Below are 22,656 nucleotides of genomic sequence, written 5' to 3'. Positions count from 1 at the left end.
AAACATGGCAACCCGCAATAAATTATAATGAGGGAAGGATTTCCCAAGGTATATGTCGAAACAAGAAAATGTTGGATTACGTCCAATGCACGATACTTTCATATCAGGCAGGCGGACATGCCGCATGTCTGGCGAGTGGATAAATCATAGAGTAAGGAGATCATTGGCATGAAAAACAAGCTGCACCATACTTTGACGAGGGCGGTGCTCTTGGGGATTCTCGCGAGCACGGCGGCGGCGCCGGCTTACGCTGCGTCCTCGCTTTCGAAGCCCGGGCAGGACATTGAGAGCACGCTTCCTGAAGCGCAGGCTGGCGTTGAGAACAGTATGAAGAAGAATACGGCGACGAATGAAGTAAAGTTTCTTGTGAAGAACATCCAGCTCGATGTCGAGGATGAGATCAAGCTGAACAACGCCGAGATCCGCGATATTCTTTTGCCGCGCATCGGCAAGGAAACGACGCTGGCGGGGCTGAACGATCTGCAGGATCAGATCACGGCGTACTGCCGCAGCCACGGTTATCCGGCAGCCGCCGCCTACTTGCCGGCGCAGGAGTCCGACGACGGCAACGTCATCCTCAAGGTCATTCCCGGACGCTATGGCGATGTGAAGATCGACAACAACAGCCGCTTCAAGGATGCGGCGGCGGAGGGCTTTCTGGCAGGTCTCAAGAAGGGCAAGATCATTGAGACGAAGGATTTGGAAACGGCGCTCTATACGATCAGTGATTTCAGCGGTGCGCGTGCCGTCGGTACGCTCAGTGCAGGCAAGTCGTTCGGCTTGAGCGATGTGACTGTGCATATCGAGGACGGCAAGCCGTCGTCGACCATCGTCTACGCCGAGAACTATGGCGGCGATTCCACGGGACGCTATCGCTACGGCGCCCAGCACGCGATCTACAATGCCGACGGCATGGGGGCAAAGATCAATGTCGGCGCGTTGATTTCCAACAAATCGCTGCACAACTACTATGCGAACTACGAGACGCTCGTCGGTCACGGCGGCACGTCGCTCGGTATCGGCTACAGCCGCATGGACTACGAAGTCGGCGGTGAGCTGCGCCGCTTGGGGATGCACGGCACGGCGGATACGATCAGCATCTACGGCAGCCGACCGATTTACCATACGACGGACGAGAAGCTCGCGGTCACTTACGGCTACGACTACCGCAGACTTAAGGACGATATTGACTCCTTCGGCGGCATTGCAGACAGCGATAAGCATTTGCATAACATTCATGCCGGCGTTGAAGGTTTTTGGCGCAATCGCAAAGACGGTCTTTCGCTGAATTACAGTTTTACACTGACGGCGGGGAATCTTACGGCAAATTCGGAGTATGCAAGGCGGCTGGCTCAGATCGCTTCGACACAGGGGAAATTCGCGAAGGTGGAAGCCAAGGTCACGGCGGTACAGTCGCTTGGCAAGCAGGCGGATGTCATGGTCAAGATCTCGGGGCAGAAGGCGTCGAAAACGCTCGACAGCTCCGAGCAGATGTATCTTGGCGGCGCCAACGCTGTGCGCGCCTATCCGCAGGGCGCGGGTACGGGCGACAGCGGCGTGCTCGGTACGATCGAGTTCCGTTACTATACCGATGTGCCGGGACTTGTTGCAAGCACCTATTTCGATGCCGGACGCAGCTCATTCAGCGGTGTGAAAACGACGCTCAAGGGCTGGGGGCTGGGGCTTTCTTACAACGCACCCGATTGGTTTGCGCGTCTCGACTACGCGCGCCGCATCGGTCTTGGAGCGAGTGAAAAATCCAATACGGATCGCAGCCGCTTCTGGTTCCTCGCGGGGAAAATTTGGTAAGAGGTACGGATCGTTCCGTCTCTTGGATGGATTCGCCGATATAGAGCAGAGAAAAGCTGTCGCATAAATATGTGCGACGGCTTTTTTATATGGGTTCTTGAGGAAATATTGCGAGGATCGGTGTTTTCTTAGGGAAATGCGAAGGATGTAACAGGTTTACAGGCAAAGGATAAAAATTTTTATAAAAGGTATTCACCTTCGGATACATTTCTTATATAATAGGAGAAGTATCAAACGGAGGAAAATGATTGATGGAGAATGTGATTCGCATACAGGGCGCACGCGCCCATAATTTGAAAAATATCGACGTGGAAATCCCGCGCGACAAGCTTGTCGTCGTCACGGGGCTTTCCGGCTCCGGCAAGTCCTCGCTCGCTTTCGACACCATTTATGCGGAGGGGCAGAGACGCTATGTGGAGTCGTTGTCGTCGTATGCAAGGCAGTTCCTCGGGCAGATGGACAAGCCGGACGTTGACAATATCGAGGGGCTTTCGCCGGCGATTTCTATTGACCAAAAGACGACGAGCCGCAATCCGCGCTCTACCGTCGGCACGGTGACGGAGATTTACGACTATCTGCGATTGATGTTTGCGCGTGCCGGCAGACCGCATTGTCCGAAGTGCGGCAAGCCGATCGCGCAGCAGACGGTCGATCAGATGATGGACAAGCTTGAGGCTTTGCCCGAGCGGACGAAGCTCCTCATCATGGCGCAGATCGTGCGCGGCAAGAAAGGCGAGCACAAGAAGATCCTCGACCACATTCGCCGCGAAGGCTATGTGCGCGTGCGTATCGACGGTGAGGTCGTCGATCTCGGCGAAGAGATTCGGCTCGACAAGGCGAAGAAGCATACGATTGAGGTCGTCGTCGATCGCCTTGTCGTGCGTGAAGGCATGGAGCAGCGGCTCGCTGATTCACTGGAAACGGCTTTGAAGATGGGCGAGGGCGTTGTCTATGTGCAGGTCGTTGACGGTGAACTTCTGATGTTCAGCGAGAATTTCGCGTGCGTTGACTGCGGCGTCAGTCTGCCCGAGATCACGCCGCGCATGTTCTCGTTCAACAGTCCGTACGGCGCATGTCCGACGTGCAGCGGGCTTGGAAGCAACATGGAGTTTGACCTTGAACTCGTTGTGCCCGACGACTCGCTGTCGCTCGCCGAGGGAGTTTTTGCGCCGCTTTCCAAGAATCTCAACACTTACGCGAACTGCCAGATGGAGGCTGTATTGAAGCATTACGGCTACACGGTCGATACGCCGTTTCGCGATCTGGAGAAAAAGGTGCAGGAGCTGCTCCTTTACGGTACGGGTGAAGTGAAGTTTGAATTTGGCTATGAGAATATGTTTGGCGAGTACAAACTGCACAACTCTGCTTTTGAGGGGATCATGCCGATGCTTGCGCGCCGCTATCGCGAGACGGACACCGATGCGATGCGCGAGGATTACGAGAACTATATGACGATCACGCCGTGCCCCGCCTGTCATGGCGCAAGACTTCGCCCCGAGGTGCTTTCCGTCAAGGTCGGCGGCAAGAACATCGCCGAGGTCACGGCACTGACGATTCAGGAATGTGATGAATTCTTTGCGGGGCTTTCGCTTTCAGAGCGCGAGGCGAAGATCGCTGCGCAGATCTTAAAAGAGATCCATGCGCGTCTCGGCTTCCTCTTGAATGTCGGGCTTGACTATCTGACGCTCGCGCGCGCGGCTGGCACGCTCTCGGGCGGCGAGGCGCAGCGCATACGGCTGGCGACGCAGATCGGCTCGGGTCTCATGGGCGTGCTCTACATCCTCGATGAGCCGAGCATCGGACTCCATCAGCGCGACAACAACCGGCTTCTGGCAGCGCTGCAGCACCTTAGAGATCTCGGCAACACGCTCATCGTCGTCGAGCATGATGAGGATACGATGTACGCTGCCGATCACATCATCGACATCGGTCCCGGCGCGGGAGCGCATGGCGGGCGCGTCGTCGCCGAAGGTACGGCAGAAGAGATCAAGCGGGTGGATGCGTCCATCACGGGGCAGTACCTCGCGAGGAAGAAGTTCATTCCTGTGCCGAGCCGCCGCCGGACAGGCAGCGGCAACTTCATCGAGATCATCGGCGCGGCAGAAAACAATTTGAAGAATCTGCGCGTGAAGTTTCCGCTCGGTGAGCTGATTCTCGTCACGGGTGTCTCCGGCTCCGGCAAATCGACGCTCGTCAACGAGATTCTCTACAAAGGAATCGCTTCGAGACTCTACCATGCGAAGGGAAAGCCCGGCAAGCACAAGAAGATCGTCGGACTTGAGCACGTTGACAAGATCATCGACATCGACCAGCAGCCGATCGGCCGCACGCCGCGCTCGAACCCTGCGACGTACACGGGTGTGTTCGACGCCATCCGCCAGCTGTTCAGCCAGACGACGGAGGCGAAGATGCGCGGCTACAAGCCCGGGCGCTTCAGCTTCAACGTCAAGGGCGGCCGCTGCGAAGCCTGCCGCGGCGACGGCATCATCAAGATTGAGATGCACTTTTTGCCCGACGTCTATGTGCCGTGCGAGGTCTGCAAGGGGGCGCGATACAACCGAGAGACGCTTGAGGTGCGCTACAAGGGCAAGACGATCGCCGACGTGCTCGCCATGACGGTCGATGAAGCCGTGGAGTTCTTCAAGAACATTCCGCGCATCGAGACGAAGCTCAAGGTCATCGCCGACGTCGGTCTCGGCTACATCAAGCTCGGACAGAGCGCGACGACGCTTTCGGGCGGCGAGGCACAGCGCGTGAAGCTTGCCACCGAACTTGCGCGCCGCTCGACGGGGCGCACGCTCTACATCCTCGACGAGCCGACGACGGGACTTCATACCGCCGACATCGCGAAACTTCTCGGCATCCTGCACCGCCTCGTTGACGGCGGCGATACGGTCGTCGTCATTGAGCACAACCTCGATGTCATCAAGACGGCAGACCATATTATCGATCTCGGTCCCGAGGGCGGTTCGGGCGGCGGCATGATCGTCGCCGAAGGACGCCCCGAGGACATCGTCAAGGTCAAGGCATCATACACGGGCAAGTTCTTACAGCCGTTGTTGGAAGAGAATTTTGAGAGGGGTACGAAATGAATCGATTGAAGAAAAAGGATTTGCTCACTTTGGGTTTTATGATGTTTTCCGTCTTTTTTGGGGCGGGAAATCTCATCTTCCCGCCGGCTTTGGGACAGGCGGCAGGCGAGAATACCGTTCTCGCCATGCTCGGTTTCATGACGACGGGCGTAGGTCTGCCGCTTCTTGGCATCACGGCGATCGCGCTTGCGGGCGGCGAGTATGTCGAGCTTCTGCGAAGGCGCACATTTCCCTGGTTCGCGACAGCGTTGCTCGTCATTCTTTATCTCATCATCGGTCCTTTGTTTGCCATGCCGAGGACAGGCGCCGTATCGTTTGAGATCGGCATTCGTCCCTTCATGAGCGAGGGCGACATCACGATTCCGCAGCTCATCTATACGGCGATTTTCTTTGGCGCTTCGTACTATTTGTCGCTCAATCCGAACAAACTCATCGACCGCGTGGGCAAGATGCTCACGCCTGCGCTGCTCATCGTACTCGTCATCCTCTTCCTGCGCACCTTCGCCGCGCCGATGGGCGGCGTGCTCGAAGCGACGGGCGCTTACATCGACGCGCCGTATGCGCAGGGCTTCCAAGACGGCTATCAGACGATGGATCTTCTTGCGACCATCGCGATCGGCGCACTCGTCGTCAACGCCGTGCGCTATCGCGGCGTGACGGATACGCGCACCATCGGCAAGGCGTGCTTGGCGGCGGGCTTCATCACCGTCTCCCTCATGGCATGTGTCTACGGCTCCTTGGCGTATCTCGGCGCGACGAGTGCGACAGTGCTCGGGCACTCGGAAAACGGCGGACAGCTGCTTGCCGAATCCGTGCGCATCTTCTTCGGCGCAGGCGGCAACGTGCTCTTGGCGCTCATCATCATTCTTGCGTGCATCACGACGTGCTGCGGCATCACATCGAGCGCCGCGATGTTCTTCCACAAACTGTTCAAGAAAAAGATTTCCTACGAACGGCTGCTGCTCTTTTCCATTCTTTTCAGCTTCGGCGCATCGAACATCGGCCTCACGCAGATCATCTCGCTCGCCGTGCCGTTCCTCGTGGCGATCTATCCGCTCGTCATCGTATTCGTCATCCTTTCGCTCTTTGATCGCGTCATTGGCTGGCGAAAGAGCATATACCAAGGCTCCGTGCTTGTCACGCTCATCTTTTCCCTGACAGATGCACTCCATGCCGCAGGACTTGGCTCTGCCGCCCTTTACGATCTTCTGGCGCAGTATGTTCCTTTCTACAGCGTCATGATGGGGTGGGTCTGCCCCGCCGCCGTGGGCGCCGTCGCGGGATTCTTGGTTTCGCTCGGACAGAAGGAGCCGGCAGCGAAGGAGGCGTAGACGGGACGCTCTTCCAGCAATCGGCATACGGCAAAAACATTATTGAAAAATATTCTCATAAGTGTTACACTAGAAGCGTCGGGATTTTCTCGACGCTTTTTGTGTAGCATTTTTGTGGAAATGAAGGAGGAGACGTTTATGGAGTACAAGATCGAGCATGATTCGCTGGGTGAGGTTCGCGTGCCGAAGGATCGCTATTGGGGTGCGCAGACGCAGAGGAGCTTCGAAAACTTCCCCATCGGCACGGAGAAGATGCCGCAGGAAGTCATCCGCGCCTTTGCCATCTTGAAGAAGTCGGCGGCGTTTGCCAACGCGACGCTCGGCAGGCTCGACGAGAAGCGCCGCGACGCCATCGCGAAAGCGGCGGACGAGATCCTTGCAGGCGAGCTTGACGGTCACTTCCCGCTCGCCGTATGGCAGACGGGCAGCGGCACGCAGTCGAACATGAACGTCAACGAGGTGCTTGCAAACCGCGGCAACGAGATCGCGGGCGAAAAGCTCCTGCATCCGAACGACCATTGCAATATGTCGCAAAGCTCGAACGATACGTTCCCGACGGCGATGCACATTGCCGCCGTCGTCGCCATCGAGGACAAGCTCCTGCCGTCGATCGACAAACTCGCTTCGACCTTCGAACGCTTGATGAAGGAAAACGAAGGAATCGTCAAGACGGGCAGGACGCATTTGCAGGACGCCGTGCCCGTTTCCTTCACGCAGGAGATCAGCGGCTGGCTCGCCATGCTCAAGGCTTCGCGCGGACAGATCGAAGCGGCGCTGCCTTTCTTGAAGGAGCTTGCCTTGGGCGGTACGGCGGTCGGCACAGGGCTCAACGCGCCCAAGGGCTTTGCCGAGGAAGTCGCGCGTGTCGTCAGCGACATCACGGGCCTCGATTTCCGTACTGCGCCGAACAAGTTCCATGCACTCTCGGCGAAGGATGAGATGGTCTTTGCGCACGGCGCTTTGAAGGGGCTGGCGGCGAATCTCATGAAGATCGCCAACGATGTGCGCTGGCTCGCGAGCGGTCCGCGCTGCGGTCTCGGTGAGATCACGATCCCGTCGAACGAGCCGGGCAGCTCGATCATGCCGGGCAAGGTCAATCCGACGCAGTGCGAATCGGCGACGATGGTGGCGGTGCAGGTCATGGCAAACGATGCGGCAGTCGCCATCGCGGCTTCGCAGGGCAATTTCGAGCTGAACGTCTACATGCCCGTGACGATCTACAACTTCTTGCAGTCCGTGCGTCTCTTGTCGGATTCCCTGCGCTCCTTCGACGAACGCTGCGTCTCCGGAATCAAGGCAAATAAGGAGAAGATGCACGAAAACCTGCATCGTTCACTGATGCTCGTGACGGCATTGAATCCCGTCATCGGCTATGAGAAGGCGGCAAAGACGGCGCACAAGGCGTATGAGGAGAACATCTCGCTCAAGGAGGCGTGCGTCGCACTCGGCTTCCTCGCACCTGAGAAATTCGACGAGGTATTCCATCCCGAGGAGATGATCTAAGTGACGGACAGCGGCAAGTCAGCGGCTGCGGCTGAAACGGCGGCAGCAAAATCGCCTCAAGACGGCACGGGCAAGAAACCGAACTACAAGAACTGGCTGCCGCGCCGCATGATTGCGGCGGCGCTTGCCGCTGCCGTTCTCTTTTGGGCGCTGTTGGCGCTTTCCCTCAAGTTTTTGCCAACGGCGGGTGCGTGGCTCGCTCTGCCTGTCGTCCTCGGCGTGGCGGCATTTGCTTCTACGGCAGCGACGCTTTGGTTTTATGCGCTCTACCGTATGTTTTCCTACGATGGCAAACGTCAGCTTGCGCGTCGTATCGTCGAGGGAACCGCGGCATACATCAAAATTCCCGCAGGCGGACGCATCCTCGACGTGGGCTGCGGCAGCGGCGCTTTGACGATCGCTTGCGCCAAGGGGAATCCTGCATCTGATGTGCTTGGCGTTGACCTTTGGAGCGGCGTTTACGCATCGTTCAGCAAACAGATCTGCGAGGAGAATGCCGCAGCCGAGGGTGTATCGAATGCAGCGTTTCAGTCGGGCGACGCCCTCAAGCTCGATTTCCCTGATGAGAGCTTTGATGCAGTGACGAGCAACTACGTCTACCACAATATACCGAAAGTCTCGGGGCAGACGATGCTCGAAGAGACGCTTCGCGTCCTGAAAAAAGGCGGCGTATTCGCGATCCATGACATCATGGCGCATGGCAAGTACGGCGATATGGAAGCGTTCGCCGCCAAGCTGAGAGACGAGGGCTACGAAAAAGTCGAGCTTATTGATACCGCCAAGGGAATGTTCCTGGGGGCGAGAGAGGCGCGTTTCATGGGCGCCGGAGCTTCCAAGCTCCTTATCGGCAGGAAGTAACGAAAGACTACACGCACAAACGTCCACTTCGTGGACATTGTGCGCCGCCCTTACAGAAACCTAGCCAATCGGTCTGCGCCTGCGGCTTGACCTCTTGGGGTTTCAGGGTGAGACTGTGAACTGTGCATAGGAAGAGCTCCTATGCACAGTTTTTCTATGCGACAAAAGGCTTTTGTTATGAAATGAAAAATTCATAAGATGAATATATAGAATCGCGGAAACAGAATTGCCCTAAGCATGAAAAAATATTATCTTTTTGCCCTCAATTCGTGTAAGATGATGGTGGCGACGCATGGGCTGCACCCATTCCTATGGCTGTATTCGCAAACATCATCATAGAGGAAGCGCCCTTGTGTCATTTGAAAAGAAAGGGGATTATCCATGAAACGAATGAGCACGCTTTGCTATATCGAGCGAGATGGAAAGTATCTGATGCTGCACCGCACGGTTAAGGCGAACGATATCAATCATGGCAAGTGGATCGGTGTCGGCGGTCACTTCGAGGCGGACGAGTCGCCTGAAGAGTGCCTTTTGCGAGAGGTTGAGGAGGAGACGGGCTATCGGCTCATTCGCTGGCAGTTCCGCGCACTCGTCACTTTCGTTTCGGGCGACGGTACAACGGAGTATATGCACCTTTTTACGGCAGATCGCTTTACCGGCGAGCCGATTGTCTGCGACGAAGGGGAGCTCGCGTGGGTGGAGAAGGAGCGTGTCGAAGCGTTGGAGCTTTGGGAAGGGGATAGGATTTTTCTGCGCCTTTTAACCCAAGATGCACCGTTTTTTACTTTGAAACTCGTTTACGACGGCGCGGGAGGGCTTCTTGAGCATCGCTTGTATCGCTATCTGTAAGATAATAGAGAAAGAAGGAGGAATCTGCTGTTATAAGGATGATATGGAAGATATTGGGCAGCGAATTATAAATAAATACCTTGTATGACAGAATAAGACAAATTATAGATGGACAAAAGTAGGAACATGGATAGGGGAATTTTTCTATTTTGCATTTATTGAGAAAATTTTTTGGAAAACAGGAAGGAAAAAGAAATGATTTTGCGAATATTGGGGACTAAAGGGGCGATAGTAAACTTTGAGGACATATGTTCAGCCGTCACGGCATAGTGGTATGATACGCTTTTTCGCCTGTTTCCTGCGACAGGTTCATCAAAGAGGCACGCTGTACATATGTCCTCACGCCTTACAGAAGCCTAGCCAATCCGTCTGCGCCTTCGGCTTGACCTCTTGGGGCTTCATAGTAAACTTTGGGGACATATGTTCAGCCGCCGCGCAAGGCAGTGAAGTTTTTGCGATTGTTGGGGAATATCTGAAAAGGTAAGGTAGAACACGAGAGGAAAGGGATCGCTTTTATGAAATTAAAACCCAAGATGCTTCTTGGAATCGGTGTGCCGCTCATCGTCATTTTCATTGTCATGGGCGCTGCGATCAACATGATGGCGAGTTCGGCGCTGACGTCTTCCAAGCAGAAGACTATGTATGAACTTGGTGCGCACTATGCAAACGAGATCGACAAGATCATCGCGGAAGACACTGCCGTGGTCAATGCGACGGCGGCGGCTTGGGGCGAGTCGATGCCCGAGGGTGAGGCGCTGCGGGCGACGCTTGTTCATATTGCGAAGCTGCCGGGCGTGGCTTCCGCTTACGTCGGCAGACCGGATGGCAGCTATGAGACGAGCAAGCATTTCCCGGCAGACTACGATCCGCGCACGCGCCAATGGTACAAGGCGTCGGCGGCGAACCCCGACAAGGCGATGATGTCGAAGCCGACGACGGCGGCTTCCGATGGCAAGACCGTCGTGACGCTGAGCCGCGCCATCATGAAAAACGGCGCCCTCATCGGCGTTCTGTCGATCAATATCCAGCTCGACGCTGTGCGCGAGGTGGTCGAAGGGGTAAAGGTCGGAGAGACGGGTACGATTGTCATCTTGGGACCGGATACGGAGTACATTCATCATTCGACGTATACGCTGGCGGATAAGTTCAAGGAAATCGACGGCGGTGCGTATAAGGAGATTGCGGAGAAACTCACGGCAGGGAGTCCTGTGCAGCTTGAGGCGGATTATCAGGGCGAGGCGAAGTTCTACGCCGGTATGCCGATCGGCGAGACGGGGTGGACGGTGCTCGTTTCTTTGCCGCGCGCGGAGGCGAACGCAGCGGTCAGGCAGATGGAGTTGGCTCTTTTCGGCATCTGTGTCGCCGCGCTCGTCCTCATCCTGGGCGTCACATACGCACTCTTGACTTCGGCGATCACGCCGCTCGGGCTGCTCTCTTCGCTGATGGAAAGAATCGCGGGGGGCGATTTGACGATGCAGCTTGCTCCGAGCGAGCGCCGCGATGAGATCGGCGCTTTGCAGACGAGCTGCCGCACGATGCTCGAAGGACTGAAGGGGACGGTAAGCTCGACGCGCAAGGCGGCGGATCAAGTATCTGAGGCGAGCGAGGAACTGTCGCTCCATGCGGGACAGACGGCGAAAGCCTCGCAGATTGCTGCTGAAGCCGTCGTCTCGATTGCCGATCAGAGCGCTGAGCAAAGTGTGATCGTCGAGGAGACGTCGGCAAAACTCCTTCATGTTGACGGACAGATGCGTACGATCACGCAGGCGATCGGTGAAGCAAGGCAGGCGGTCGTCTCGACGGGCGAGGCGACGAAGGAGGGCGACGAGAAGGTGGGCCTTGCGATCGCAGGCGTCGAAGGTCTTGCCGACGGCTCGGCAAAGACGAGTGCGGCGGTCGAAAAGCTCTACGCGGGTTCGAAGAACATCGCTGAGATCAACGAGGTCATCGCGAACATCGCAGGACAGACGAAACTCCTCGCCTTGAATGCCGCCATCGAGGCGGCGCGCGCCGGCGAGCAGGGCAAGGGCTTCGCCGTCGTCGCCGAAGAGGTCAGAAAGCTTGCCGAAGAGTCTGAAGCGGCGGCGCAGGAGATCAGCGGCGTAATAAAGAAGAACGCCGAGGAGATCGAGCAGGTATTCGCCCTGACGAAGGATCAGCAGCAGGAAGTGCGTGAGAATGTCGAGCAAGTCAAGGCTGCGGGAGAGAAGTTCCATCGCATCATGGAGCTTGTCGGCGAGCTGGAAACGGGCATCGCACGCATCGTCTCTATCGGTGCGAAGGTGCAGCAAGACTGCGACGAAACGACGGCTTCGGCGCAGCGCATCAACGATGTTTCGCATACGATTCATAAGAAAGCCGCAGACGTTTCCGCTGTATCTGAGGAGCAGGCGGCATCAACCGAGGAAATCGCCGCCGCCAGCCAGACGCTCTCGAATCTTGCGCAGGAGCTGCAGGCGAGTGTCGAAAGGTTTTGCCTCTGATGAGGATGAAAATCGCTTAAAGCCTTGAAAATAAAGGCTTTACGGCACTTGACACGGGAAGGTTCTCCGCTTATAATAAGCGAAAATGTAGGAAATGCGTCCGCGGCCAGCGGATGAAAAAAGTCTGGATTGTTCTTCATTTTTAAGACGGTTCGTGCTTTTGCATTTCTTCAAAACTCAGTATCATTATGGAGGTAAAGTATCATGGGCGATTTGGGATTTGGCAAGTCGATTTTCTGGGTGGGTCTCGCTGCGGGAATCGTGGCGGGGGCGCTCGGCTATCGCTGTATGCAGAAGCACTGTGCGGCGAAGAAGGAGAAAGCGGCTCTGCCGCAGGCGTCGCTGGAAGAGCTTTTGCAGCAGAAGGCGGAGCTTGAGGCTCTGATCGAGGCGCAGCAGGCGTAAGATGGGCATTTTATCTGCGTTGGGCATCCCAACGAATAGGTTCGATCTCTTCCTGCGCTCCGTTGAGGTTTCGTCCTATATCCCGGGACGCATACGGCTGCACAGCAAGATGCTCATGGGCAGTCCAAAGGTGGAAAAGGAGCTTTTGACGTATCTGCGCTCGTATTCGGAGCTGAGTGAGGTGGAGACGAACACTTCGACAGGCTCTATTCTCATCAAGTATACGCCGCAGCTTCTTCATACGAACGAAGAGCTGACGCGCGCGGAAGAGTATATCAAAGCGCACGCGAAAAATCGCACATAAGGCAGAAAAAAGCTGCCCGCCCCGTTCAAGAAGACGCGGGACGGGCAGCTTTTTTGTTTCAGTAAAGCTGGGCTTTCCAATAGGCGAGGTCCGGCTCATTTAAGGGCAGGTCGATGCTGTAGCCGTTGTCGTAGCGAATCTTTACGCGGACTTCGTCGGCTTTTCGAAGAAGCGGCAGAAGCTGCGGCGATACGTTGAGGAAGAATTTGTTTGTGTTTTTCAGCGATGTTTCCGGACTGTAGTTTTTGAGATCGTAGCTCGGCGGTTCCTGCTTGACGATGGCGTCGATATCCCAGGCGTCGCCGTCGGCGGCGATGGTCACGAGCGGTTTGGGCTTTGCGCTGCTGTAGCGGTAGTCCCACATCGTGAGCGTCGCGCCTTCGACGCGGCCGTTTTCATCGTAGGAACCTTGAAAGTCGATCTTGCAGTAGGCGGAAAGGCTCTTCGCCGTGCGGTGGTCGGCTGTGTAGGTGTAGCCGAAGCCGAAAGCGCCGCATAGAATGAGCAAAAAGCCGAGGTAGAGGAAGATTTTCATAGGGGATCTCCGTTCCGTCCGCGCAGCTTTGGCAGCTCTTTCGAGCGGGGTGCGGACATTGATTTCTTGTTTCTATTATACTTTATGCGCCGCGTGTTGTCACCACCATTGCGCGTGCGCTTTTCCTGTGCTATAGTGGTAGGAACGATGTTCAATGCTTTTGAGGATGGGAGTCAATGGAAGAAAATTTCATTTGCTTGGATATTGGCGGCACTTCGATCAAATATGCCCTTGCCGCAGGCGGCAGACTGCGCGAGAAAGGCTCTGTGCCGACGGAAGGGCGCACGGCTGGCGCCGAGGGCGTCGCTGAGAAGGTGCTTGCCATCGTAAATGCGTTCCGAGATCGCGGACTTACGGGCGTTGCGATCTCGACGCTCGGTATTGTCGATCCCGCAGCGGGCAGGATTCTCTACGCTGGATCGAGCATACGAGATTATACGGGATTTGCGCTCAAGGCTCTCGTGGAGGAGACGACGGGACTTCCCTGTACGGTCGAGAATGATGTGAATTGTGCAGGGCTTGGCGAGTATTGGCAGGGCGCGGGGCGCGGGGCGCGTTCGCTCGTGTGCCTGACGGTCGGCACGGATGTCGGCGCCTCGATTCTCTTCAACGGCAGGCTGTGGCGCGGTGCGAATTATAGTGCGGGCGAGATCGGCAGCATGAGACTCGCCGGAGGCAGGCTCGGCGAGCTTGCTTCCGTGCGCCGCATGGTGCAGCGTGCCGCCGCAGCGCATGGCGTGTCGGCGCAGTCGATCAACGGGGAGACGGTGTTCGACTGGGCGCGTGCGGGCGACGCCGATGCGGTGAACGCTATCGCGGGGCTTATTGCGCCGCTTGCTGAGGGACTTGCCAATATATGCTGCATGATGAATCCCGAGCGCATCGTATTGGGCGGCGCGGTGATGGCGCAGCAGCAGTATCTTGCTCCGCGAATCTGCGCGGATCTGGACGAGGCTCTGCCGCGAGCTTTTCACTCTGCGACGCGGATCGCTTTTGCCGAGTTGGGAAATGATGCGGGGCTTACGGGAGCGCTCTGCCATTTTCTTATGCGTCGAAAGGATGTGCAGGCGAAGGCGAAATATACGGGGTTGACGGAGGAGGCGCAAAAGGTCAGATGAAAGCGATCATCAACGGACGGCTCCTGCTGCCGAATATGGAGGGCGATTTTCGCGTCATGGACGATATGGCGCTCCTCTACGATGAGCGGATTGAGCGGATCATCGATATGGATGAGGTGGAGGCTGAGGCGGGCATCGATGAGGTGCATGATGCGCACGGGCTTTTTGTCTCGCCGGGGTTTATCAATGTGCATGTGCATGGTGCATGTGGCTGGGATGTGATGGACGAAGCGCCGGAAGCCTTGCCGTCGATTGGCCGCTATCTTGCACGCACGGGTGTCGTCTCGTGGCTTGCGACGACGATGACGGCGGGCGAGGACGCGGTGCACGCTGCCTTCGAGCGTGTGCGAAGCGCCATGCGCATGACGCCCGAAGGTGCGCGCATCCTTGGCGTGCACATGGAAGGGCCGTTCATCAACAAGGCGTATAGGGGGGCGCAGGCGGAAGCGGCTATCGTGTGTGCCGACTATGGCTGGCTCGACTCTTTTGAGGATGTCGTGCGCATCGTGACCTTGGCTCCGGAGGAGCTTGACGGCAAGTACACGTTTATCGACCGCTGCCGCGATGCGGGCATTCTCGTTTCTATCGGTCATTCAAGCGCCGACTACCAGACGGCGATCGAGGTCATAGAAAAGCATGGCGTCACGCATATCACGCACTGCTTCAACGCGATGAGCGGTTTGCATCAGCGGCGTCCGGGCATCGTGGGCGCGGCGCTCGATACTTCGGTCAACTGCGAGCTGATCGCCGACAACATCCATGTGGATCCGGCGGCGCAGCGCATCCTTTACCATGCGAAGGAAGGCAGGAATATCATCCTCGTGACGGATTCGATGCGTGCCGCCGGCATGGGCAGCGGCGTCTTTGAACTCGGCGGGCAGGAAGTCACGGTCGAGGGGGCGCGTGCCGAGCTTTCCGACGGTACGCTCGCGGGCAGCGTACTGGCGATGAATCAGGCGGTCAAAAATTTCGCTAAGACAACGCGCGCGCCGTTGGAGCGCGTCGTCGAGATGGTCACGCGCACGCCTGCTGAAGAGCTTGGCATCTATGGGGAAACCGGCTCTTTGGAAGAGGAAAAACGCGCCGATCTCACGCTCTTTGATGAGGATATGATGATCGCTGCGACAGTTGTCGGCGGGCATCTCGCTTATATAGCTTCGCCCGACGCCTTAAACGGCGCTTGGCAATAGGAAGGTCTTTGCAGCAGGCAGGGGAAGGAAATCAGCTCATGGCAATACGCATGATTGTGACGGATATGGACGGCACTTTGCTCGATGCGAAGAATCGCATATCAGAGGCGAATCGAGCAGCGATCAAAGAGGCGGCGGAAAAGGGCATCTCTTTGGCGATCGCTACGGGACGTATGCACCGCTCGGCTTTGCCGTATATGGAAACGCTCGGCGTTGCGGTGCCGATCATCTCGTGCAACGGGGCGCTCGTCAAGACGGCGTCGGGCGAGGAGATCTTTTCTTCGTGCATCGCTCCCGCTGCTGTGCGCGAGGTGCTCGATTGTATGAGGGAACGCGGCTGGTATGTGCAGCTTTACACGGGGGATCGGCTTCTCTTTGTCGATCGTGATCGCCGCGCGTGCGCATACGAGGCGGCTTCGGGCATCCAAGGCGAGATCGTCGGCTGGGACGGTCTTTATGCGCAAATCTCGCGCGTCCACAAGATGCTTACGATCACTTCGTGTGAGGAAGAAACGGACGCGCGTGCGGCAGAGTTGGCTTTGATGTTCAAGCACGGGGTCAATGTCGTGCGATCCAAGGAAAAGTATATCGACATCATGGCGGCTGGCATATCGAAAGCGGCGAGTATCGAGCGCCTTGCCGCGAAATGCGGCGTCGAGATGAAGGATGTGCTGGCGCTCGGCGACTCGGACAACGACAGCGAAATGCTTGCCGCTGCCGGCGTCGGCGTCGCTATGTCGACCGGGACGGCTGCGGCGAAACAGGCGGCGGATTTCCTCGCGGCAAATGAGGCGGCGGACGGTGTGGCGCGGGCTGTACACGCTTACGCGCTCGCAGGGATAAAGGAAGCGTGAGGGGAATAGGATGGCAATTCGGCTGATCGTTATGGATCTTGACGGTACGCTTTTGACTTCGGAAAAGACGGTGTCGGACTACAGCAAAAGCGTGCTCAAACGCGCGATGGCGAAAGGTGTCGCCGTGACGGTGGCGACGGGGCGTATGCTGCTTTCGGCGAACTACTTCGGCAGGATCATCGAGGCGAATGCGCCGATCATCTCGTGCAACGGCGCATTGGTGCAGGCTTTGGATGCAAAGGAGCCGCTTTTCCTGCGCACGTTTTCCCCCGAAACGGTCACGGAACTATTGACCTTCGCGCGCCAAAGCGGTTGGTATGCGCAGTGGTACATCGGCGATGACATCTATGCGGAGGATTTTCGTCCCGAGTATTTTAGCGCTTACCGTACGGTGCAGGGCTTCTCCGTGCATGAAGTCGGCGAGAATTTTGCGCCGTATACCGAGGGCGTCGCGCAGGTCGTCGTGCGCGATCTTGCGGGCGGCGTCGGCGAGATCGCCGCGTGCATCCGCAGCCGCTTCGCCGGGCGCGTCGAGCCGCAGCAGTCGAAGGGCTATACGCTCGACCTTACGCCGATGGGTGTATCGAAGGCGACGGGCGTCGAGGCAATCCTGCGTTGGGCGGGAATCAAGGCTTCTGAGGTCATGGCGTGCGGCGATTCGGACAACGACCTTTCGATGCTGCGCATGGCGGGGACAAGCGTCGTTACGGCAAACGGGCAGGAAGAGGCGAAAGCGCTCGCTTCATATCTCGCGCCGAGCTGTGACGAGGACGGCGTGGCGAAGGCTATCGAGGAGCTTGTGCTTTAGGGAATCGCTATCATGGTATGTTTTTGGCATCAATGCAGGGGTGGACAGTATGACGAAAGAAGGAGAGTTCAGATTTATTATCGTGACGGGGCTTTCGGGCAGCGGCAAGACGCAGGCATGCCGCTTCTTGGAGGATCTCGGCTATTTCGTGGTGGACAATTTGCCGCCGGTGTTCATCTCCAAGTTCGCCGAACTTTGCCGCCACTCGGCGGGGCATGTGCGCCGCGTTGTACTCGTCGTGGACACGCGCGGGCGAGAGTTCTTCGATACTTTCGTTCATGTGCTCGACGAAATGGACAGAGCGGGTACATCCTATGAGATGCTTTTCATGGACGCATCCGACGAGGCGATCATCCGCCGCTACAAGGAGACGCGCCGCCGTCATCCGATGGCGGCGAACGCACGCATTTCCGACGGCATACAGAAGGAGCGCCGCCGCTTAGAGCCGGTGCGCAACAAGGCGACGTACATCATCGACACGTCCGTACTCAAGAAGGTGGAGCTGAAGGAAAAGATTTCACGCCTTTTCGGCAGTGAAGCCGGACGTAAGATGAGCATCAATGTATTGTCGTTCGGCTTCAAGTTCGGTATGCCTTTGGACGCCGATATGGTGCTTGACGTGCGCTTTTTGCCGAATCCCTTCTATATCGAGGAGATGCGCCGAAAGAGCGGCGCTGTCAAGGAGGTCGCCGCCTATATCGGCAAGTGGCCGGTGACGCAGGAGTTTGAGGAGAAGCTCGACGCTCTGCTCGACTTCCTCGTGCCGCAGTACATCAAGGAAGGCAAGCCGCAGTTCGTCATCGCCGTCGGCTGTACGGGCGGTATGCATCGCAGCGTCTACATCGCCTGCCATATCTATCGCTTCTTAACGGTGCGCGGCTTCCAGGTGGAGCTTGAGCATCGCGATCTCATGAAGAATGAGGTTGCAGAGCATCCGACGCAGCCGCCTGAGTGAACTGACGCACGCGCTGCATCCGACTGCCGTGTTAGGAAAGGTTCGATTGGAAAATGCATTTATTAAAGTGGCTTTATCCGGGTATGCACTTCAAGCGCTGGATGCTTGTCTTTGGCGCGGGCGTCATGATGGTCAGCCTGGGGCTTGCACTGGTTTTTAACTATAAGTATCTTGACGCCATTGAAGAAGCGATCTTTCGTGCCGTCTATCTTTGGCGCGGCAGTTTTGACTATGTGATTACGACGATCGTCGGCGTCGTCATTGTCATTTTGGGGCTTTTGCTGATGCTCTTTGCGACGCGCTTCGTCATTCGCTCCGTCATCAGCGTACTCTTGCCGGACAGCTCGGAAAAGCTTGTGGATATCATTTACGAGAAGCGCAGGCTCGACAAGGGTCCGCAGGTGACGGTCATCGGCGGCGGGCACGGGCTGTCCGTGCTCTTACGCGGCATGAAGCAGGCGACGAGCAACGTGACGGCGGTCGTGACGGTCGCCGATGACGGCGGCTCTTCGGGCAGGCTCAGAGAAGAGCTGGGTATCATTCCACCGGGGGATCTTCGAAATTGCCTCGTCGCGCTCGCCGATACGGAGCCGCTGATGGAAAAGCTCTTCCAGTATCGGTTCCAGAGCGGGACGGAACTCAAGGGGCACAGCTTCGGCAATCTCTTCATCGCCGCTATGGCGGAGGTCACGGGTGATATCGAGGAGGCATTGAAGCAGTCGTCGAAGGTTCTTGCCGTCAAGGGGCGCGTACTGCCGGCGTCAACGGCGCATGTGCGGCTCGACGCGGTCATGGAGGACGGCACGCTCGTCGAGGGCGAGTCGCATATTCCCGAGGTGCATAAGCATATCCGGCGCGTGAAGCTCTTTCCGGAGCATGTCGCGCCGGTGGAGTCGGCGCTTGAGGCGATCCGTGAAGCGGATGTCGTGATCTTAGGTCCCGGCAGCCTCTATACGAGCATCATGCCGAATCTCCTCGTCGACGGCGTGGCAGAGGCGCTCAGGAAGAGCCGTGCGCTCAAGATCTATATATGCAACGTGCTGACACAGCCGGGGGAGACGGACGATTACACGGCTTCGATGCACGCCAAGGCGATTCTCGATCATGCGGGCAAGGGAGCGATCGACTATATGCTCGTCAATGTGACGCCGCTGCCGTACGCGGCGGCGCGTCTTCTGAAAGAGGAGGGCATTCGCCCCGTGGCGATTGATGAGGATGCGATCAATGCGCTCGGCGTCGGCGTCGTCAAGGCGGATCTTGTAAACAGCGACGATGTCGCGCATCATGATTCGGGAAAACTCATGAAGAATGTGATGAAGATGGCGTACAAGCTGCATCCCGGCATCGGCAAGTGAGGAGGGAACCGCATGGCGCAGCCATCCTTTTCGGCTGAGGTGAAAAACGATCTGGCGCGTTTCATCGGGCGCAGGGCGTGCTGCCGCACAGCGGAGCTTGCGGCGCTTCTGCGCATGGGCGCCGTGCTGACGCTCGGAGCGAAACGCACCGTCGGACTTGCTTTCACGACGGAGAATGCGGCGGTCGCGCGAAAAGCCTTGATGCTTTTGAAAGGATCGGCGGGCGTCATGACGGAGCTGACCGTCAGCCGCTCGCGCCGCTTGAAGAAGCGCAACAGCTATCGCGTGCATGTGCTGCCGTCGCGCGAGGTCGCCGCCCTCATGGGACGGCTCGGGCTTATGCGCGGCTCGGCGCTCAACATGGGCACGGACAGTGCGCTGCTCAAGAAAGCGTGCTGCCGCAAGGCGTACCTTCGCGGCGCATTCTTGGGCGGCGGCAGCGTCAGCCGCCCCGATGCGGGCTATCATGTGGAGCTTGTGACGGAAAGCTATTCCTTTGCCGAGCTGCTGCTCTCGCTTTTGCGTACGATGGGCTATCCGGCGGGGCTGACCGACCGCAAGGAGAACTATATCGTCTACTTGAAGGAGAGCGACGCCATCATCGACTTTTTTTCTTTGCTTGGCGCGGAGAAGGCGGCGGAGGCGTTCGAGGTCACGCGCAACTTGAAAGAGGTCAAGAATCAAGTCAACCGTCTCGTGAACTGTGAGACGGCGAACGTACAGAAGTCCGTGGATGCCGCCGGCAGACAGATCGCGGCGATTCGCGCACTCGAAGCCGCGGGCGGCGTCGAGCGGCTTTCTGCGGGACTCAAGGAGATGGCTGCCGCACGCTTGGAGCATCCGACAGCGACGCTTGCGGAGCTTTCGGCTTTGCTGGGGATAGGGAAGTCAGGCGTCAATCACCGTTTGCGAAAACTCGCTGCGCTGGCGGAAGAGAAGGAAGGGAGAGGTTGAGATTGAAACGTATGCTTGGCGTTTTGGCAGGGATCGCGCTGCTCGTTGTTCTTTCACTTGCCGTCTATGTGCATCTTCATCCGGCGCAGGGCGTACTCGTCTTGGAGTACCATCATGTCGCTGACCGCGTGGATGACGAGGAGCCGCTGGCGGAGCGCTATTTTGTGCCGTCGGCGGATTTTGCTGCGCAGCTCGACTATCTGAAGGCTGAGGGTTATGAGACGATCACGATGCTGGATTTTTCCAAGGCGGCGAAGGGCAAGGGAACCCTTCCTGAAAAGCCCTTGATTATCACCTTCGACGACGGCTACGAGGACAATTACACCGTGGCGCTGCCGCTCCTCGAAGAGCGCGGCATGAAGGGCGAGGTTTATATGGTCACGAACTTCATCGGACGAAAGGGGTATCTGACTTGGGATGAGCTTCGCGACATGCAGCAGCGCGGCATCGAGATCGGCTGCCATACCGCCGATCATGTGCCGCTCGTCGGGCTGTCTCGCGCCGAGCAGGAGGATCAGGTGCGCCTCTCAAAGCTCCTCATGGAGTGGAACGGCATCAAGACCGTGTTCAGCTTCTCCTATCCGAACGGTAGCTGCAATGCTGAGATCGCCGAGCTGCTGCGCGAGAGCAATTATTTGACAGCCGTCACAGGCGATGCGGGGTTCAACACGTTCCAGACCGATCCGATGTTTCTGCAGCGCGTCAACATTCCGCGACCGCGCTTCGGCATGATGGAGTTCCGTCTGCGCCTTTTGCGGGCGGAGCTTTGCAGCATCTTCGGCATCCATCAGCACTTGGAGCGTTAGGCATCTGCGAGGATCTTACCGCCGTCCGCTGAAGCGGCGGCTCTTTTGAAGGAATCATTTTATGCGATTAGAGGAAAAAGGGGTTTTCGGCAAGATGAAACGATGGAAGGCAAAGGCTGCGGCATATTTTTTTGCGTTGCTTGCGAGTGTAGGCATGACAGAGCTTCCCGCCGAGGCACAGCGCTATCGGGCGGATGATGCTTCGACGACGCGCGTCACGACGGACGAGGAGCGCGCTGTGCATGAGCCGCAGGGTACGCAGCATGTTGGAAGGCGTTCGGAGCGAGGCTCAGCGGAACCGTACAGCGTGCGGCTGAACTTCGGTACAGGAATCCCGGGCGCACTGCGCTTCAACGATGCGCAGCGCGCCATGCGCGAGTGGGATGTCGAAGTCGAGGACACGGGCGGGACCTTGCTCTTTTCCGACAGCCCCGAATATGTGACGGAAGACGGCATTTTGTATGAAGATACCGTCACGGGCGATGCACGCATCCTTTACTATCATCTGAACCACACAAACACGCGCAAGAAAGTTGCCGTCGTACTGCAGAACGAAGGTGATTCTTCGGTCGTCGTCAAGGTCACGCGCGGCGGTGCGAGCCGCCCGAGCAGCGACTATCTCGAAGTGGGCAAGAGCACACAGCTCGCCTACTTCCAAACGAAGCGCGACGATTTGCTCTATGTGCAGCGCGGGACGAAGCGTATCCTAGAGCCGGAGATGAACCACACGGTACTGGAGCCGGGACAGCTTGTCTACGGCGTCTACGACTTTCATGCCGACGGTCCCGTCAAGGTCTCCGTCATCCTGTATCCGGCGACTGCCGACCCTTTGAAATTCATCGCCCACGCGCATGTGCTGCCGAAGGATGAGCAGCGCCTGCGCGGTACCTTTCAAGGCATGGACCGCGTGATCAAGGGAAAGCCCTACAATCCCGACAAGGATGGCGTCGTCTACATCCCGATCGGCGATAATCGGCAGGATGTTTTCCGCACGGGCATCGACGCGACGGACGGCAGCCTCGTGACGAACGTCGGCAACTATGGCGTGCTCTATCGCATTCGCATTCCGACGACAGGACGTGAGGCGACGCAATATTATCTGACGCCCTTGGGCGGCGTCTATGCGGGTGCGATGAGCGTCGACTTCGGACACGGATCGAGCCTCTTGGAAACGCCCGGCGGCAGGCTCTTCTTCGGCGACGCCATACCGCCCGACAGCGACGCGGATCGCGCCGCGCGTCTTGTGGGCAAGGATCGCTTGAAGGTAGCCGCCGAGCTTTCCGACCTCGGCAGCTATCACAGCTCCGTGCAGCCGAGCTTCGAGCTGTCGCCCCCGGGCGCGTCGAATCTTCCCGTGCAGATCATCTTGATGCCGGCGGGAAAATAAGGCTGAAGATGAAAAAAGCCGCCGAGAATCTCTTTGCGAGAGATTTCGGCGGCTTTTTGC

The 22,656-nt window shown here is 57.6% G+C and carries 19 protein-coding genes; 18 read left to right on the top strand and 1 reads right to left on the bottom strand.

The annotated features are described in order from the left end of the window. The first annotated feature begins 168 nt into the window (after positions 1-168). The 9 genes from ACO5Z0_RS06655 to ACO5Z0_RS06615 all read left to right on the top strand — a co-directional run bounded on the left by ACO5Z0_RS06655 (position 169) and on the right by ACO5Z0_RS06615 (position 12,634). Positions 169-1,809: a ShlB/FhaC/HecB family hemolysin secretion/activation protein gene (locus ACO5Z0_RS06655; protein ID WP_485649653.1), complete on the top strand. Its 1,641-nt coding sequence runs from the start codon at positions 169-171 to the stop codon at positions 1,807-1,809. Positions 1,810-2,060: 251 nt separating this feature from the next. Continuing rightward, positions 2,061-4,901 (top strand): excinuclease ABC subunit UvrA, encoded by a 2,841-nt coding sequence (gene uvrA, locus ACO5Z0_RS06650; RefSeq protein ID WP_485649652.1) that lies wholly within the window; start codon positions 2,061-2,063, stop codon positions 4,899-4,901. After that, positions 4,898-6,232 carry a branched-chain amino acid transport system II carrier protein gene (gene brnQ / locus ACO5Z0_RS06645; RefSeq protein ID WP_442676067.1) on the top strand — a complete coding sequence of 445 codons (1,335 nt, stop codon included), beginning with the start codon at positions 4,898-4,900 and terminating at the stop codon, positions 6,230-6,232. The genes uvrA and brnQ overlap by 4 nt, the downstream gene beginning before the upstream one ends. Positions 6,233-6,370: 138 nt before the next feature. Continuing rightward, positions 6,371-7,735 (top strand): class II fumarate hydratase, encoded by a 1,365-nt coding sequence (gene fumC / locus ACO5Z0_RS06640; protein WP_442676068.1) that lies wholly within the window; start codon positions 6,371-6,373, stop codon positions 7,733-7,735. Next, a complete protein-coding gene (locus tag ACO5Z0_RS06635; protein WP_442676069.1) occupies positions 7,736-8,593 on the top strand; it encodes a class I SAM-dependent methyltransferase in 858 nt (285 codons plus the stop codon). Positions 8,594-8,974: 381 nt separating this feature from the next. Next, the gene (locus ACO5Z0_RS06630; protein WP_442672924.1) at positions 8,975-9,442 is read left to right on the top strand and encodes an NUDIX hydrolase; all 468 of its coding nucleotides are present in this window, start codon (positions 8,975-8,977) and stop codon (positions 9,440-9,442) included. A gap of 515 nt (positions 9,443-9,957) precedes the next feature. After that, positions 9,958-11,925, top strand: a complete 1,968-nt coding sequence (locus ACO5Z0_RS06625) for a methyl-accepting chemotaxis protein (protein WP_485649651.1) — start codon at positions 9,958-9,960, stop codon at positions 11,923-11,925. Between the two features lie 204 nt (positions 11,926-12,129). Then, the gene (locus ACO5Z0_RS06620) at positions 12,130-12,330 is read left to right on the top strand and encodes an RNA-binding protein (protein WP_485649650.1); all 201 of its coding nucleotides are present in this window, start codon (positions 12,130-12,132) and stop codon (positions 12,328-12,330) included. 1 nt (position 12,331) lies between these two features. Further along, positions 12,332-12,634 (top strand): HMA2 domain-containing protein, encoded by a 303-nt coding sequence (locus ACO5Z0_RS06615; RefSeq protein ID WP_442672921.1) that lies wholly within the window; start codon positions 12,332-12,334, stop codon positions 12,632-12,634. 58 nt (positions 12,635-12,692) lie between these two features. On the opposite strand, the gene ACO5Z0_RS06610 is transcribed toward ACO5Z0_RS06615, so the two are convergent. Continuing rightward, the gene (locus ACO5Z0_RS06610; RefSeq protein WP_442672920.1) at positions 12,693-13,169 is read right to left on the bottom strand and encodes a hypothetical protein; all 477 of its coding nucleotides are present in this window, start codon (positions 13,167-13,169) and stop codon (positions 12,693-12,695) included. A gap of 176 nt (positions 13,170-13,345) precedes the next feature. Between ACO5Z0_RS06610 and ACO5Z0_RS06605 the strand changes: the two genes are divergently transcribed. From ACO5Z0_RS06605 to ACO5Z0_RS06565, 9 genes are all read left to right on the top strand, one after another. Next, positions 13,346-14,287 (top strand): ROK family protein, encoded by a 942-nt coding sequence (locus tag ACO5Z0_RS06605; RefSeq protein ID WP_485649649.1) that lies wholly within the window; start codon positions 13,346-13,348, stop codon positions 14,285-14,287. Beyond that, positions 14,284-15,477 (top strand): N-acetylglucosamine-6-phosphate deacetylase, encoded by a 1,194-nt coding sequence (gene nagA, locus ACO5Z0_RS06600; RefSeq protein WP_485649648.1) that lies wholly within the window; start codon positions 14,284-14,286, stop codon positions 15,475-15,477. Before ACO5Z0_RS06605 ends, nagA begins: the two co-directional genes overlap by 4 nt. A gap of 38 nt (positions 15,478-15,515) precedes the next feature. Next, positions 15,516-16,331, top strand: a complete 816-nt coding sequence (locus ACO5Z0_RS06595) for a Cof-type HAD-IIB family hydrolase (RefSeq protein ID WP_485649647.1) — start codon at positions 15,516-15,518, stop codon at positions 16,329-16,331. A gap of 10 nt (positions 16,332-16,341) precedes the next feature. Further along, a complete protein-coding gene (locus ACO5Z0_RS06590; protein WP_485649646.1) occupies positions 16,342-17,139 on the top strand; it encodes a Cof-type HAD-IIB family hydrolase in 798 nt (265 codons plus the stop codon). Positions 17,140-17,188: 49 nt separating this feature from the next. After that, on the top strand, positions 17,189-18,094 hold the full coding sequence (gene rapZ, locus ACO5Z0_RS06585; RefSeq protein WP_485649645.1) for an RNase adapter RapZ: 906 nt from the start codon (positions 17,189-17,191) through the stop codon (positions 18,092-18,094). A 53-nt stretch (positions 18,095-18,147) separates the two neighbouring features. Then, positions 18,148-19,449 (top strand): gluconeogenesis factor YvcK family protein, encoded by a 1,302-nt coding sequence (locus ACO5Z0_RS06580; protein WP_485649644.1) that lies wholly within the window; start codon positions 18,148-18,150, stop codon positions 19,447-19,449. 12 nt (positions 19,450-19,461) lie between these two features. Then, entirely contained in the window at positions 19,462-20,403 is a 942-nt protein-coding gene (whiA, locus tag ACO5Z0_RS06575) for a DNA-binding protein WhiA (protein ID WP_442676009.1), read from the top strand. Between the two features lie 11 nt (positions 20,404-20,414). Then, a complete protein-coding gene (locus tag ACO5Z0_RS06570) occupies positions 20,415-21,209 on the top strand; it encodes a polysaccharide deacetylase family protein (protein WP_485649760.1) in 795 nt (264 codons plus the stop codon). A 94-nt stretch (positions 21,210-21,303) separates the two neighbouring features. Beyond that, positions 21,304-22,596: a copper amine oxidase gene (locus ACO5Z0_RS06565; RefSeq protein WP_485649643.1), complete on the top strand. Its 1,293-nt coding sequence runs from the start codon at positions 21,304-21,306 to the stop codon at positions 22,594-22,596. Positions 22,597-22,656 lie beyond the last annotated feature (60 nt).

The sequence above is a fragment of the Selenomonas sp. genome, from assembly GCF_057272215.1.
The sequence above is the reverse complement of the archived record's forward strand: the minus strand, read 5'-3'. Positions and strand labels throughout refer to the sequence as shown.